This window comes from Qipengyuania qiaonensis, from assembly GCF_019711515.1.
In the GTDB taxonomy this organism is placed as follows: domain Bacteria; phylum Pseudomonadota; class Alphaproteobacteria; order Sphingomonadales; family Sphingomonadaceae; genus Qipengyuania; species Qipengyuania qiaonensis.
On the sequence record NZ_JAIGNO010000010.1, the window covers coordinates 23,587 to 39,053 of the forward strand.

Here is a 15,467-nt window from a genome sequence, read left to right on the forward strand (position 1 = left end):
GTGCAGCTGTCGGTCTGGACCTATGAAGGGCCGCCGCATGTCGGCGCCATGAGGGTCGCGACCGCGATGGAGGGCATGCATTACGTGCTCCACGCTCCGCAGGGCGACACCTATGCTGACCTGCTGTTCACCATGATAGAACGGCGCGGCAAACGACCGCCCGTAACCTACACGACATTTCAGGCGCGCGACCTGGGCAAGGATACGGCGCAACTGTTTCAGGACGCCGCTCGGCATGCGCTGGAGCGGTTCGAGCCGCAGGCGCTGCTGGTCGGCGCGTCCTGCACCGCCGAACTGATTCAGGACGATCCGGCAGGCCTGGCGGAAGCGATGCGCCTGCCGGTCCCGGTCGTACCGCTGGAACTGCCTAGCTATCAGCGCAAGGAATGCTGGGGTGCCAGCGAAACCTTCTACCAGATCGTCCGGACGCTGGCGGACAGGGACATTACTCCGCGTGGCGACAGCGTTGCGCTCGCCAATATTCTCGGCCCTACCGCGCTCGGTTTCCGCCATCGCGACGATGTGCGCGAAGTGCGCGCAATTCTGGAAACGCTCGGGATCGAGGTAAATCTGGTCGCTCCGCTCGGGGCATCGCCTGCCGATATCGCGCGCATCGGCGCGGCGGATTTCAACGTGGTGCTCTATCCCGAAACGGGTGACGAGGCGGCGCGCTGGCTCGAGCGGACATTCCATCAGCCGGCCATCCGCACCGTGCCGATCGGCATCGGCGCGACGGAGGAATTTATTCGCGGCGTGGCTGCTCTCGCGGGCGTCGATCCCGAACCGGCACTCGCGGACGACCAGTCGCGTATGCCCTGGTGGAGCCGTTCGGTCGATTCAACCTACCTCACCGGCAAGCGGGTCTTCATCTTCGGCGATGCCACGCACGCCGTCGCCGCGGCGCGGATCGCGCATGAGGAGCTGGGTTTCGAAGTCTGCGGGCTCGGTTGCTACAACCGGGAATTCGCCCGTGACGTGCGCGCCGCGGCGCAGCAATACGGTGTCGATCCGCTGATCACCGACGACCATCTCGAGGTCGAGGAGGCGATCGCCGCCGCGCAGCCCGAACTGGTGCTGGGCACGCAGATGGAACGCCATATCGCCAAGCGGCTCGGCCTGCCGTGCGCGGTCATATCCTCGCCCGTCCACGTGCAGGATTTCCCGGCGCGCCACAGCCCGCAAATGGGCTTCGAAGGCGCAAACGTGATCTTCGATACCTGGGTTCATCCGCTGGTGATGGGGCTGGAGGAACACCTCCTCACCATGTTCCGCGATGACTTCGAGTTTTCGGACGATGCGGGGGCCAGCCATTTGCACGCGCATGCTCCGAAGCGGACGCTGGCGCAGCCGATCGCTCTGGAACCGGTGATGGGCGGCTCGCTCTGGACCGACGAGGCAGAAGCGGAGCTGAAGAAAATCCCGTTTTTCGTGCGTGGGAAGGCCCGACGCAACACCGAGCTGTTCGCTGCCAATGAAGGCCGCGCGCAGATCGATCTCGAAACGCTTTACGACGCCAAGGCGCATTATGCCCGGTAGTGCGCTCCCCAAGGTCCGCGTCGTCGTCGTGACGCTGGACAACCACCTCAAGGGTGCGGCCGAGCGCGCGGGCGAGATACTGGCAGCCGGCAACATCCATCTGACGCTGCACGCTGCAGCGGACTGGGATCGCGATCCCGCCTCGCTCGAACGGGCCAAGGCAGATGTCCAGAAGGGCGACATCGTGATCGCGACGATGCTGTTCCTCGACGATCATGTAAGGGCGATCCGGCCCGTGCTGGAAGAACGGCGCGAGCAATGCGACGCAATGCTCGGCCTGATGTCGGCGGGCGAGATCGTGAAGCTGACGCGGATGGGCGGGTATCGCATGGATGCGCCCGCCAAGGGTCCGCTGGCCCTGCTCAAGAAACTGCGCGGGTCGAAGAAAGCGGGCGCAAGTTCCGGGGCAGGGCAGATGCGCATGCTGCGCCGCCTGCCCAAGATCCTGAAATTCATTCCCGGTACCGCGCAGGACGTGCGCGCCTATTTCCTTACGCTGCAATACTGGCTGGCCGGATCGGACGAGAATGTCGTCCAGATGGTTCGTGCACTGGTTGATCGCTATGCTGCCGGACCGCGTGCTACGCGGCGCGGAGCTACGCCTGCCGAGGCGCCGCAAGAATATCCCGAGCTTGGCGTCTACCACCCTCGCGCTCGTCAGCTCATGTCCGAAAGCCTGCGCCTGCTGCCGCGCTCCGGCGGCGAGAACGGGACCGTCGGGTTGATCCTGTTGCGCTCCTATGTTCTGGGCCGCGACGCCGGTCACTATGACGGCGTGATCGCCGCAATGGAAACGCAGGGCTTGCGGGTGATCCCGGCTTTCGCCAGCGGCCTCGATGCGCGACCTGCGATCGAGAAATTCTTCCTGCGTGACGGCAGGCCGACGGTCGATGCCGTGGTCAACCTCACCGGCTTCTCGCTGGTCGGCGGTCCGGCTTACAACGACACCGAAGCCGCGGTCGAGGTGCTGGGCCAGCTCGATCTGCCCTATATCGCTGCGCATCCGATCGAGTTCCAATCGCTCGAGCAGTGGCAGGAAGGCAGGCTGGGCCTCCTGCCGATCGAAACGACGATGATGGTCGCGATTCCCGAGCTCGATGGCGCCATCTGCCCGAGTGTCTTTGGCGGGCGTAGCGAGGAGGCCGAAGGGCCGGTGCGTGCCATGCGGAGCCATTCCGAGCGCGCGGCGGCGCTCGCGGCCAAGACCGCGAAACTCATCGCCTTGCGCAAGGCGGAGCGGCGCGAACGCAAGCTGGCCGTCGTGATCTTCAACTTCCCGCCCAATGCCGGGGCGACGGGCACGGCGGCGCATCTCGCAGTTTACGAGTCGCTTCATGCCACGCTGACCCGGCTCGCTGCCGAAGGGTATGCTGTCGAGCCGCCCGAAAGCGTCGAGGCTTTGCGCGATGCGATTCTGGCCGGCAATGCGGAGCGCTTCGGCGCGGACGCGAACGTCGCTGCGCGGATTTCCGCCGATGCGCATGTCCGCGCGGAGCCGAATCTGAAGGCGATCGAAGCGCAATGGGGCCCCGCGCCGGGCAAGGTCCAGTCGGACGGATCGACCATCCATATCTACGGCGCCGAGTTCGGCAATGTGTTCGTCGGCGTGCAGCCCGCTTTCGGTTACGAGGGCGATCCGATGCGGCTGCTGTTCGATGGCGATTTCGCGCCGACCCACGCCTTCGCCGCCTTCTATCGCTGGATCCGGCAGGATTTCGGGGCCGATGCGGTGCTGCATTTCGGTACTCACGGCGCGCTCGAATTCATGCCGGGCAAGCAGACCGGGCTTTCGGGCGAGTGCTGGCCGGAGCGGTTGCTGGGCGATCTGCCCAACTTCAACCTTTATGCGGCCAACAATCCCTCGGAAGGCATGCTCGCCAAGCGCAGGGCCTCGGCGACGCTGATCAGCTATCTTACGCCGCCGCTGGCCGAAGCCGGTCTCTACAAGGGTTTCGCCGATCTCAAGGCGCTGGTCGAGCGCTGGCGGGGATGCGAAGAGGGTGACGAGCGGGCCGCGCTCGAAACGATGATCGCGGAGCAGTGCGACGCGCTCGATATCGATATGGGCGAGATCGGCGATCTGGCCGGACGGCTCTACGAGCTGGAGCGCACGCTGATCCCGCATGGATTGCACGTTTTCGGCCAAGCACCGGACGGCGAAGAGCGAGACGAACTCGTGAACGCCATGCTTGATGCCGAACAGGGGGCCGTTCGGGAGGAAATCGAACGCGCGATTGACACGTGCGACGAGCTAGGCGCACTCGTCCACGCGCTCGATGGCGGTTACGTGCGGCCGGCTCCCGGCGGCGATGTCTTGCGCAATCCCGCGATACTTCCGACCGGTCGAAACATCCACGGCTTCGACCCGTTCCGCATCCCCAGCACCTTCGCCGTGGCCGAAGGCGCGCGGCAGGCGGAGCAGTTGCTGGCGCGCCACCGTGCGGACGGCGTGGACTACTCCGAAAGCCTCTATCCCGAATCTTTGGCCATGGTGCTCTGGGGCACCGACAACATGAAGAGCGAAGGGGTGCAACTCGCCCAGGCAATGGCGCTGATCGGTGCGCGGCCCAGGCTCGACGGCTACGGGCGGCTGGCCGGCGCGGAGCTGATCTCGCTCGAAGAACTGGGCCGTCCGCGGATCGACGTGGTGGCCACTCTCTCCGGAATTTTCCGCGACCTGCTGCCGCTCCAGACCCGCATGCTGGCCGAGGCCGCCTGGCTCGCCAGCAGCGCGGACGAGCCCGTCGATCGGAACTTTGTACGCAAGCACAGTCTCGCCCATGCGGAGGCGCAGGGCTGCGACCTTGAAACCGCGAGCCTGCGTGTATTCTCCAATGCCGAGGGTGCCTATGGTGCCAACGTAAACCAGCTGATCGATGGCGGTGTCTGGACCGATCCTGACGAACTGGCCAACGCGTTCGAGACGCACAAGGGTTTCGCCTATGGCGTGAAGGGGGCGCCGGTGCAGCGCCGCGAATTGATGCAGAGCGCACTCGCAGGCGTAGATTTTGCGTATCAGAACCTCGAAAGCGTCGAGGTCGGAATTACCGATCTCGACCAGTACGTGGACGGGCTCGGCGGGATCAGCCGTTCGATCGCCCGGGCCAAGGGTGGCAAGGAAGCCCCCGTCTATATTCTCGATGCAACCCGCGGGAGCGCCAAGGTCCGCACGCTGGCGGAACAGATCGATCTTGAAACCCGCACCCGCACGCTCAACCCTAAATGGTACGAGGGAATGTTGAAGCACGGCTTCGAGGGCGTACGGCATATCGAAGGGCATGTGACCAACACCATGGGCTGGTCCGCGACTACCGGCCAGGTTGCACCGTGGGTCTATCAGCAAATCAGCGAGACCTTCGTGCTCGACCCGGAAATGCGCGAGCGCCTTTCGCACCTGAATCCGAAATCGTCCGCCCGCGTTGCCAATCGTCTGCTCGAGGCATGCGATCGCGAGCTGTGGCAACCCGACAACGAAACCCTGAACGCGCTGCAAGCCGCGAGCAATGATCTGGAAGATCGGCTCGAAGGCGTGATTGCGGCGGAATGAGGAGAGCGACATGAACGTCATCGATCCCAAAGCGAAATTCTCCCCGCCCGATGGGGAGGGCAGCGTGCAGGTCCAGCTCGATCCGCGCGATGCGATCAAGGGAGCCAAGGTCTTTGCAGTCTACGGCAAGGGCGGGATCGGTAAGTCGACCACTTCTTCGAACCTTTCCGCAGCCTTCAGCAAGCTTGGCCACCGCGTGCTGCAGATCGGCTGCGATCCCAAGCACGATAGCACCTTCACGCTGACCAAGAAGCTGATGCCGACCGTGATCGACGTGCTCGAAACGGTCGAGTTTCACAGCGAGGAACTGCGACCGGAAGACTATATGTTCGAAGGCTATAATGGCGTGATGTGCGTGGAGGCGGGCGGTCCGCCGGCAGGTACGGGCTGCGGCGGCTATGTCGTGGGGCAGACCGTCAAGCTGCTCAAGCAGCATCACCTGCTGGAAGACACCGACGTGGTGATCTTCGACGTGCTGGGCGATGTGGTGTGCGGCGGGTTCGCCGCGCCGCTGCAACATGCCGAGCGCGCGCTGGTGGTCGCGGCCAACGATTTCGATTCCATCTTCGCGATGAACCGCATCGCCGCTGCCATCAACGCCAAGGCCAAGAACTACGACGTCCGCCTTGCAGGTGTGATTGCCAATCGCAGTCGCGAAACCGACGAGATCGACCGCTTTGCCGAAGCGACCGGCCTCAAGCGTCTGGCCCATTTCCGCGACGTCGATGCGATCCGCCGCAGTCGTCTCAAGAAGTGCACCCTGTTCGAGATGGACGAGACGGACGAGGGCGTGCGCGAGGCACAGGCAGAATATCTCCGCCTTGCGCAGATGCTCTGGGACGGCGTCGATCCGCTGGAGGCCAATCCAATGAAAGACCGCGATATCTTCGATTTTCTGGGGTTTGAATGATGGCTACACATGCTCCCACAGGCTATGACGTTCAGCGCGAAAAGCTCGCCGCCTATTTCGACGGCACGGCGCGCAAGGCCTGGATCGACCTTACTTCCGACGTCAAGGTCAGCGGAATTCGCGCCACGGTACGCGCAGGCCGCGAGGCGATGCGCGCGCAATTGATGGAGTGGCTTCCGGCCGACCTGCGGCGCAAGCGCCTGCTCGACGCGGGCTGCGGTACTGGTGCGCTGAGCATCGATGCGGCGTGCCGGGGCGCTCATGTAACGGCGGTCGATATTGCTGCGGGGCTGGTCGATATAGCTCGCGAGCGTTCGCCGAGTTTTCTCGGTCACGGAAAGATCGACTGGCTCGTGGGCGATATGCTCGACACGGCGCTGGGAGAATTCGACCATGTCGTCGCAATGGATTCGCTGATCCACTACCGCGGCGAGGACATTGTCGATACGCTGGAGGCAGTGGGCCGCCGCTGTCGCACCTCCATCGTTTTCACTTTTGCGCCGTACACCCCGTTGCTGGGTGCGATGCACGGAGTCGGCAAGCTGTTTCCGCGCGGCAATCGGTCGCCAGCGATCGTGCCGGTGAGCGAAGCCCAACTGCGCCGCAAGCTCGCCCGCCTGTCGAATTGGCGCGTCGCTCGCACCGAACGAATTTCTAGCGGCTTCTACACTTCGCAAGCCATGGAGCTTGTTCGCCGCCGATGACCGATCAAACTCGCCTTGCCTCACGCTGGACGAAGGTGGCCATGGCCTGGCTGCCCTTCGCCGATGTGGCAAGCGCGGATTTACCCTTGCTACGCCTGCTGCGCCTCGCGTTGTTTCAGGTCAGCGTCGGCATGGCGGCGGTGCTGCTCAACGGCACGCTCAACCGGGTGATGATTGTCGAGTTGTCGATACCGGCGTGGCTGGTGGCACTGATGATCGCGATCCCGTTGCTGGTCGCCCCGCTGCGCGCGCTGATCGGCCACCGATCGGACACGCATCGCTCGATCCTCGGCTGGCGGCGCGTACCTTACATCTGGTTCGGCACGCTGATGCAGTTCGGCGGCCTCGCTATCATGCCTTTCGCCCTGCTGTTGCTCGGGCGTTCGGGCGACGAGGCGCTTGGTGTGTTCGCGAGCATGCTGGCATTCCTGCTGACCGGGTTGGGGATGCATATGACGCAGACGGCCGGTCTTGCACTGGCGACCGATCTCGCACCCGACGACAAGCGGCCTCGCGCCGTCGCACTGCTTTACGTCATGCTGTTGGCCGGGACCATGGTCGCGGCGCTATCCATGGGCGCGCTTCTGCTGAACTTTACGCCGACCCGCCTCGTGCAGGTCATCCAAGGCGCAGCAGTGCTGACCTTTTTTCTCAATGTTGTCGCATTGTGGAAGCAGGAAACGCGCCGTGCGGTTCTGTCGGAAACAGCCGAACGACCACCGGCATTCGGCGAGCTTTGGAACGCGTTCATTTCCCGCGGGCGCGTGTCGCGCCTGCTGGCTACCATCGGCATCGGTGCGGCGGGCTTCGCGATGCAGGATGCACTGCTCGAACCTTATGGCGGCGAAATTCTGGGCCTCTCGGTCGGTGCGACGACGGCGCTTACGGGAGCTTGGGCTGCCGGTGCCCTGGCCGGCTTTGCTCTGTCCGGTCGGATGCTCTCGCATGGCGGCGATCCGCTGCGTCTTGCGGGCAACGGGCTGGTGATCGGGGTGACGGCTTTCCTCATGATCCTGTTTGCAGCACCGTTCGCTTCGATCCCGATGTTGTTTGCCGGAGCTTGTGCCATCGGCCTCGGTCTCGGACTGTTCTCGGTCGGCACTCTGATCGAGGCGATGGGCCTCGCCAAGGACGAAGGCGCTGGCCTCGTGCTTGGTGCCTGGGGCGCGGTGCAGGCCGGGTGCGCCGGGCTTGCCATTGCCATCGGAGGGGGCTTCCGCGACATCATTTCCGCACAGGCTGCGCAAGGCACGTTCGGCGGCGCGCTTGGCGATCCAGTCACCGGCTATGCTGCGGTTTACTGCCTCGAAATCCTCATTCTGCTGGCGAGCCTCGTCGCGCTCGGTCCGCTGGTAAGCCAGAACCGCGAGCGCGCCTTCATCGCTTCGGGGCCCTTGGGCCTTCGCGAGTTCCCGACATGATTGCCCTGCAAGGAGAGCCTCATGGATGACGTCAAGATCGTAGGCACGCTGGACGTGACGCAGTTGGTTTTCTACGCGTTCGTCCTGTTTTTCATCGCGCTGATATTCTACCTGCGCCGTGAGGACCGACGCGAAGGCTATCCGCTCGAGGACGAGGCCACCGGCCGCGTCGAAACGCCTGGCGGACCGCTGAGCACCGCCTCGCCCAAGACCTTCGTACTGCCGCACGGCCAGGGCAGCGTGACACCCGACCGCAACCGCCGCGAACCGGTCGATATCGCAGCGAAACGCGCATTCGGATCGAACGGTGCGGCATTTGTCCCTACCGGCAATCCCTTCGCCGATCGCCTCGGTCCGGCTTCGTGGGCGGAGCGCATGCACACGCCGGACCTCACCGCTGCGGGTGCTCCGCGCATCGTCCCGCTGAGCAGCACCGATCACGTCACTGTCGCAGGGCGCGATGCCGACCCGGTCGGCATGTCCGTCATCGGGGCCGACGGCAAGGAGGCGGGCAAGGTGGCCGATGTCTGGGTCGATATGTCCGAGCACCATATCCGCTATCTCGAAGTCGCGACGACCGGTGGCAATGTGCTGGCGCCCATGGCGATGGCGAAGGTCCATGGGCGCAAAGGCGTTATCGTGATCGACGCCATCAGGGCCGATCAGTTCGCCGATGTGCCCAAACCGGCAACTGCGGGACAGATCACGCTCAACGAAGAAGAGCGCGTGGTCGCGTATTTCGGCGGCGGTTACCTCTACGCCGATCCCCGCCGTCAGGAGCCGGTGCTATGACCAAGCTGCGTTCCATGGCCCAGATCAGGTCGCTCGGCACGCCGCAAGGCGATGAGCGGATTTTGTGGGAAGGGAAGCCCGATCTGCAGACCCTTGCGCGTACAGCCTTTCACACCCGCACAGTGGCGGTCTATTTCCTGGTGCTGATCGTGACAGCTGTCGCTCTGGGCAGTATCGGCGGTGCCATTATCACTCTTGGCGTGGCGCTCGTTACGCTCGGCCTTCTGTACAGCTTCGCCTGGCTGGCAGCGCGCACCACGAGCTACATTCTCACCGATCGCCGCCTGATCCTCAATATCGGCATGGCCGTCGAAAAGTCGGTCAACCTGCCCTTGAAGTTGATCGGTGCCGCGCACCTGACGGACCGTGGATCGGGGACGGGCGATATCGCAATCGAACCGCTGAAGGGCCATGGGCTGGGCTACGCCATGCTCTGGCCGCACGCCCGGCCGCTGCGCTTCTCGAAGCCGCAACCCATGCTGCGAGCCATTCCGGGTGTGGCGGAGGTAGCCGCCAAGCTAGCTGCTGCGACCGCCGAGCATGAGGATATCGCCCTGACCAGTGTCTTGCGGGACAATGCAGCGACTGTCCCGGCCGACGGACTGAAGGAGGCGTTGGCATGAGCGACCATCATCACAACGAGGAGATCCCCAAAGGGCCGCTCGTGATGATCGCCGGCCTGGCGCTGCTCTCGTTCGCTTTCGCCTCGGCTACCAGCGCGGGGCTGATCGCCCGCGATGCCGTACCCAGCGAGGCCCGCGCCGAAACAGGTGCCGTCGCGACCTCCGAACGCCACCTTTATTTCCATGACGAGCACGATGGCGGGGTACGGATCGAAGATGCGTCGAGCGGTGCTGTCGTTGCCCTCATCCAGCCCGGCACCGGCGGCTTCATTCGTACTACCATGCGCAGCCTCGTCCATGTCCGGCGCAGCAAAGGGATCGGTCCTGAAACGCCTTTTCTGCTTACGGAGTGGGATAACGGCACGCTTTCCCTGAGCGACAGCGAAACCGGCAAGAGCATCGAACTCGGTTCGTTCGGTCCGGACAATCGCCAGGCCTTCGCGGTTCTGCTGGAAGGAGCGGAGGCATGATGCGCCGCACTCGCTTCGATACGCCTTGCGTCATTTCGGTCGAACAGAGCGAGGAACACTTCCACGCACATGTCGAACTGGCGGGCGATGTCCCCATTTTTCCGGGCGACAGCGTGCAGGTGCACGGCGCGCCGATCCAGATCCCTTTCGGCCACAGCGCAACTTTCGAGCGTAGCGCCACGGTCACCCGTGCCGGCCCGATCGAGCGGACGATCACCCGTCTCGCAGCCTATTTCGACCTCAAGGAGCTTTACGAGGTCAGCTTCAATCCCGGGAGGATCAAATGAACGCGCCCGCGAAGATTACGCCCGCTCACGGCGGCCGGATCATGACCAGCGACGAAGCGATGGCTCTCGCTACGCAGGACACGATGCTCACCCCGCGCTTCTACACGACGGATTTTGACGCACTCGATGCGATCGATGTTTCGCTCGTGCGCGAGGAGTGGGATCGGCTGATCTCGGACATGCTAGGCGATCCCAACAAGAAGCACTTTCGCGACAAGGGCAGTTTCGCCGGGATCATAGAGAACCTCGAACCCAAACTTCGCGCCGAGTTCACCGATTTCATGGTCAGTTCGATGACCTCCGAATTCTCGGGCTGCGTACTCTATGCCGAAATCGCCCGGCGCACGAAGAATCCGGACGTGAAGCAGCTATTCAAACTGCTCGCGCGAGATGAGAGCCGTCACGCCGGCTTTATCAACGAAAGTCTCAAGGATGCCGGCATCGGCGTCGATCTCGGCTTCCTGACGAAGACGAAGAAATACACCTACTTCAAGCCGAAATTCATCTGGTACGCAGTCTATCTTTCCGAAAAGATCGGATATGCGCGCTATATAACGATCTACCGTCACTTGCAGGCGAATCCGCAGAACAAGTTCCACCCGATTTTCGACTGGTTCGAAGAGTGGTGCAATGACGAGTTCCGCCACGGCGAGGCATTTGCCATGCTGATGCGCGCCGATCCCAAGCTGCTGAAGGGTCACAACAAGCTGTGGATCCGGTTTTTCCTGCTGTCGGTCTACGCCACCATGTATGTGCGCGACCATGCGCGACCGGTCTTTCACCAAGCGCTGGGTGTCGATCCGACCGAATACGATTACAAGGTGTTCGAAATCTGCAACCGGATCAGCCGTCAAGTCTATCCGGTCGAACTCGATATCGACAGCCCGAAATTCCGCGTCAGCATGGAAGCGCTCCGGCAGGCCGTGCTGCGCATTGAAGACGGCAAGGAACAGGGCGGCATCGGCGGCCTGTTCAAGCGCGTCAGCGGCATGGCCGGTGCGGGCTGGAACTTTGCGAAGATGTATTTCCACCGTGCCCGCAAGAACGAACTACCCCAGACCGTAAGGTTGCAACCTGCATGGTAAGCTGGAGCGGCCATATCGTCCCGGTGATCGTCACCATTGCGGTCTGGTTTTTCGCAACGGGCCTGATTGCCTGGCTCGACAATCGCGACCGGTCGACCTTCCCGCGCAGTCTGGTCCTTGGGGGTATTGCCGGAGTGGCGGGGTTGCTGCTGATATTGCAGTCGGCGCAGACGGTTTCGGTCTGGGCAGTGTATCTCTCGTTTGCCGGAGCGCTGCTGGTTTGGTCGTGGCACGAACTGGCCTTCCTCACCGGAGCTGTCGCAGGCCCAAGGCGTGAAACTTGTCCCGTTGGGTCGTCGGGCCTCAAGCGGTTCTCGCACGCCAGCGCTGCCGTAATCCACCACGAGATTGCGCTCGCCGTCACCGCGCTGTTGCTTCTGGCCATCACATGGAACGCACCCAACCAAATCGGCACGATCGCTTTCTTGTTGCTCTTCGTCCTGCGCTTGAGTGCCAAACTCAACATGTTCGCCGGCGTGCCCAATATGAGCACCGATATTCTGCCGCCGCACCTTGAATATCTGAAGAGCTACTTCGGACCGAACCGGTTCACCTGGTTGTTGGGGGCAACACTGATTTCGAGCATCGCATTGGCCTCTTGGCTCGGTGCGCTGGCCCTTGGGTCTCAGGAAGGAAGCGCCGAGATGGTCGGGGCAAGCCTGCTGTTTGCGCTGGCTGCGCTCGGCGTCATCGAGCATCTTTTTTTCGCTCTGCCGTTTCGCGATGGAGCCTTGTGGGGCTGGGCCTTGCCGGCACGAATGGTGGGCCGAAAAAGCATGATTGAAGAGGGAGTGACCTGACCATGGATTTCGAAGCCTTTTTCGAGCAGCAACTCGACGGCGTTCGCGAGGAAGGTCGCTATCGCGTCTTTACCGACATCAAGCGGCATCGCGGGTCCTTCCCGCAAGCCACGCGCTTTATCGGCGACGAAACGCAAGCGGTCACCGTGTGGTGTTCGAACGACTATCTGGGCATGGGCCAGCATCCGATCGTAATCGAGGCCATGCATGACGCGCTCGACGAATGTGGCGCGGGAGCGGGGGGCACGCGCAATATCTCGGGCACCAACCACCATCACGTGCTGCTCGAACGCGAACTGGCCGATCTGCACGGCAAGGAATCGGCGCTGCTGTTCACATCGGGCTATGTATCGAACTGGGCGGGTCTGGGAACGCTTGCCTCGCGCATTCCCGATTGTGTCGTTTTTTCCGATGCGCTCAACCACGCGTCCATGATCGAGGGCATTCGTCACTCCCGTGCACCTTACAAGATCTGGCAGCACAACGATCCGGAAGATCTGGATCGTAAGCTTTCGGATTTCGGTCCCGAAATTCCCAAGCTCGTCGCCTTCGAGAGCGTGTATTCGATGGATGGCGATATCGCTCCGATAGCGGAAATTCTCGACGTGTGCGAAGCGCATGGCGCGATGAGCTATATCGACGAGGTTCACGCTGTCGGCCTGTATGGTCCGCGCGGCGGCGGGGTGGCCGAGCGCGAAGGCTTGATGGACCGCATCACCGTTATCGAAGGTACATTGGGCAAGGCTTTCGGCGTAGTGGGCGGCTATATCGCCGCCTCTGCCGATCTCGTCGATTTCGTGCGCACCTTCGCCAGCGGTTTCATCTTCAGCACAGCACTACCGCCCGCCGTGGCAGCCGGCGCATGCGCCAGCATCAAGCATCTCAAGACCAGCGATGCCGAACGCCTGCTGCAGCGCGACCGGGTTGCCAAGGTCCGCCGTAGACTGGATGCGATAGGCATTCCCCATCTCGACAATCCCAGCCATATCATTCCGGTGATGGTGGGCGATGCGCACAAGTGCAAACGCATCAGCGACTGGTTGATGGACAATCACGGCATCTATGTGCAGCCGATCAATTATCCAACCGTGCCGGTCGGGACCGAACGCTTGCGCCTTACACCCTCGCCGGTGCATGACGATGGTGATATCGAGCGGCTGATTAACGCGTTGAGCGAAATCTGGTCGCAATGCGAACTCGCGCGGATGGCGACAGCAGCCTGATCGCAAAAGGGTGTTCGGCAAAACGCCGGAGCGAACTTAGGTTAGTTGCCTGCAATACCTGGTCATAGAAAACGGGCGCCGGAGCCAAAGCTCCAGCGCCCGCTTTGATGCAGTTCTTCTGCCGTCAGCTTTTCAGGAAAGCGATGAGATCGGCCCGCTTTTGCGGATCGGGAAGGCCTGGGAAAACCATCTTCGTGCCGGGAATCTTGGCTTGTGGGTCTTTGAGGTAGACGAATAGTTCTTCCTCGGTCCAGGTTATGCCGCTGTTCTTGTTCGCATCCGAATAGTTGAAGCCTTCGATTGTGCCGGCCTGGCGGTCCACGATGTTGTAAAGCGAGGGACCGACATTGTTCACGCCCTCGTCACGGCTATGACAGCTCATGCAGACTGCAAAGACGGTTTTCCCGGCTGCGGCATCGCCCGTCAGACTGGCGAAGTCTACATCGGCAGCAGGCTCTTCCGTCGTAGCCGCCGTTGTTTCTACAGGAGCGGCCTCGGTCGGCGGTGAGGCAGTTTCTTCATCTGCGCGACTGCCGCATGCCGAGAGCGCAAACAGACTCACCGCAACAATGCTTCCTTGCAAGGCATTGAATTTATTCATGTAGTCCTCTCCTCGGTTCGCTCTTTACCCATCCTTATCGTCCAGCTCTATAGACACATTTTCCTGTCAATTCCAGCGGTTAGTCCATCTTTCTGGGCTCTTCCTTGCTTTCTCCGAGATAGCGTTTGCGCATTCGCGAAACCAAGAAAAAGATCGCCAGAAGGACCAGCGGAGTGAGAACCGCGAGGGCGATATCGACCCTGCTTCGGATGGGGAACGCTGCGGTTCCCTTGAGAACGAAAGCGATGAGGCCGACGGCGTAGTAGCCGGCCGCGATTACCGACAAAGCCTCCACCAGGTGTTGCAGCCTGAGTTGCAGATTGAAGCTGCTTTCCATCGACCGCAGCAAATCGAGGTTCTGTGCCTTGATCCGCGTATCTATGCGGGTGTTCAGCAGCGCAATCGCATCACCCGTCCGCTCCGACAATCGGCGCATTCGTTCGACGAAGGATTCGCAGGTCCGCATCCCGGGAATAAGGCGGCGTTCGGTAAATTCGGCCAGGTCCTGGTAGCCCTTGCGGCCTTCGATCGACAGCGCGTCCAGCCGGTCCATGGCAATTTGCGCGTAGGCGCGGCTGGCGCTGAGCCGGTAACTGCTCTCGACCCTCAGGCGGGCCAGTTCGGCCGACAGGACAGAAAGCTGCTGCATCAATTTCTCGTCGCTCTCGCCGCCTTCTTCGCCAAGCTCGTTCGAATAGCGTGCCAGTTGTTCTTCCAGCTTCGTAAGTGTCGGTGTGAGACGTCGGACCTCGGGCAGGCCCAGCAGAGCCAGGTTGCGATAATTTCCCAGCTCCTGAAGACGCTGGACGATACGGCCGAGCTCGCCCGGTCCGGCATGGCCGGCGGTGAGCAGCAATCGGCCGAAACCATCGTCCCGAATGCGAAAGTCGGACCAGATAGTGACGCCGGCATTGACCTTGCAGCAGACAAGTTCGCCTTCTTCGAACCCTATCTCCGCGATCCGGCCTGCCGCGGTTGCTTCGTCTTTCTCGACGAAAAGCTTGGTGGCCCGCACGACGGTCCCTGGCCAGCCTTCCAGTAATTCGGCGGCCGAACTGAAGTCATCCTTTGGGTGTGCCTCCATGATGACCGTGAGAGTGGTTGCTTCCGTATGCCGTTCCCACAACAGGTAGCGTCCGTCATCGAGGGCAATAATGGCGTGCCGCGCTTGGGGATGAAGGCGCAGGTCCTTCTTTTGTGCCAGGCGATCGAGGTACCGGAATTCGGCATCCCTTTCCCCATCGGCAACGAGCAGAACCGTTTGAACGATCGATGCTGGCGCAGACACCGGCGCAAATTGCCGCAGGTGCATTTCGCGGACCAACTCGCGCCGCAGGGGATGCTCGGTCAAGTTCACGAGGAAGACATACATCAGCAGCGGCCATGCGGGAAGTCGGGTGGCAGATGGTCGCTGTGGCTGTGTACCGAATTCAATAGGCAAACTCGCGGCGGGAAGGGCAGACTTCAT

14 protein-coding genes are annotated in these 15,467 nt (G+C 62.3%); 12 read left to right on the forward strand and 2 right to left on the reverse strand.

The annotated features are described in order from the left end of the window. Genes bchB through hemA form a run of 12 tightly spaced genes read left to right on the forward strand, consistent with a single transcriptional unit; the run spans nt 1 to nt 13,398 of the window. A complete protein-coding gene (gene bchB, locus K3174_RS13430) occupies nt 1-1,536 on the forward strand; it encodes a ferredoxin:protochlorophyllide reductase (ATP-dependent) subunit B (RefSeq protein ID WP_221559402.1) in 1,536 nt (511 codons plus the stop codon). Then, entirely contained in the window at nt 1,526-5,083 is a 3,558-nt protein-coding gene (locus K3174_RS13435) for a magnesium chelatase subunit H (protein ID WP_221559404.1), read from the forward strand. Before bchB ends, K3174_RS13435 begins: the two co-directional genes overlap by 11 nt. 10 nt (nt 5,084-5,093) lie before the next feature. Next, nucleotides 5,094-5,993 carry a ferredoxin:protochlorophyllide reductase (ATP-dependent) iron-sulfur ATP-binding protein gene (gene bchL / locus K3174_RS13440; protein WP_221559413.1) on the forward strand — a complete coding sequence of 300 codons (900 nt, stop codon included), beginning with the start codon at nt 5,094-5,096 and terminating at the stop codon, nt 5,991-5,993. Beyond that, nucleotides 5,993-6,697, forward strand: a complete 705-nt coding sequence (gene bchM, locus K3174_RS13445) for a magnesium protoporphyrin IX methyltransferase (RefSeq protein ID WP_221559545.1) — start codon at nt 5,993-5,995, stop codon at nt 6,695-6,697. The genes bchL and bchM overlap by 1 nt, the downstream gene beginning before the upstream one ends. After that, nucleotides 6,694-8,118: a BCD family MFS transporter gene (locus K3174_RS13450; RefSeq protein ID WP_221559415.1), complete on the forward strand. Its 1,425-nt coding sequence runs from the start codon at nt 6,694-6,696 to the stop codon at nt 8,116-8,118. The genes bchM and K3174_RS13450 overlap by 4 nt, the downstream gene beginning before the upstream one ends. 21 nt (nt 8,119-8,139) lie before the next feature. Next, on the forward strand, nt 8,140-8,910 hold the full coding sequence (gene puhA / locus K3174_RS13455; RefSeq protein ID WP_221559417.1) for a photosynthetic reaction center subunit H: 771 nt from the start codon (nt 8,140-8,142) through the stop codon (nt 8,908-8,910). After that, entirely contained in the window at nt 8,907-9,533 is a 627-nt protein-coding gene (gene puhB, locus K3174_RS13460) for a photosynthetic complex putative assembly protein PuhB (protein ID WP_221559419.1), read from the forward strand. The genes puhA and puhB overlap by 4 nt, the downstream gene beginning before the upstream one ends. Next, nucleotides 9,530-10,003, forward strand: coding sequence for a photosynthetic complex assembly protein PuhC (gene puhC / locus K3174_RS13465; RefSeq protein WP_221559421.1), 474 nt, complete (start codon nt 9,530-9,532; stop codon nt 10,001-10,003). Before puhB ends, puhC begins: the two co-directional genes overlap by 4 nt. After that, nucleotides 10,000-10,290 (forward strand): hypothetical protein, encoded by a 291-nt coding sequence (locus K3174_RS13470; RefSeq protein WP_425594437.1) that lies wholly within the window; start codon nt 10,000-10,002, stop codon nt 10,288-10,290. Before puhC ends, K3174_RS13470 begins: the two co-directional genes overlap by 4 nt. Beyond that, nucleotides 10,287-11,375 carry a magnesium-protoporphyrin IX monomethyl ester (oxidative) cyclase gene (gene acsF / locus K3174_RS13475; protein ID WP_221559423.1) on the forward strand — a complete coding sequence of 363 codons (1,089 nt, stop codon included), beginning with the start codon at nt 10,287-10,289 and terminating at the stop codon, nt 11,373-11,375. Before K3174_RS13470 ends, acsF begins: the two co-directional genes overlap by 4 nt. Then, entirely contained in the window at nt 11,369-12,175 is an 807-nt protein-coding gene (gene puhE, locus K3174_RS13480; protein ID WP_221559425.1) for a putative photosynthetic complex assembly protein PuhE, read from the forward strand. The genes acsF and puhE overlap by 7 nt, the downstream gene beginning before the upstream one ends. 2 nt (nt 12,176-12,177) lie before the next feature. Further along, nucleotides 12,178-13,398: a 5-aminolevulinate synthase gene (gene hemA / locus K3174_RS13485; RefSeq protein ID WP_221559427.1), complete on the forward strand. Its 1,221-nt coding sequence runs from the start codon at nt 12,178-12,180 to the stop codon at nt 13,396-13,398. A gap of 124 nt (nt 13,399-13,522) precedes the next feature. Here the strand turns inward: hemA and K3174_RS13490 are convergent, their stop codons facing one another. Then, nucleotides 13,523-13,999 (reverse strand): c-type cytochrome, encoded by a 477-nt coding sequence (locus K3174_RS13490; RefSeq protein ID WP_221559429.1) that lies wholly within the window; start codon nt 13,997-13,999, stop codon nt 13,523-13,525. A gap of 79 nt (nt 14,000-14,078) precedes the next feature. Further along, the gene (locus K3174_RS13495) at nt 14,079-15,467 is read right to left on the reverse strand and encodes a DUF3422 domain-containing protein (RefSeq protein WP_221559431.1); all 1,389 of its coding nucleotides are present in this window, start codon (nt 15,465-15,467) and stop codon (nt 14,079-14,081) included.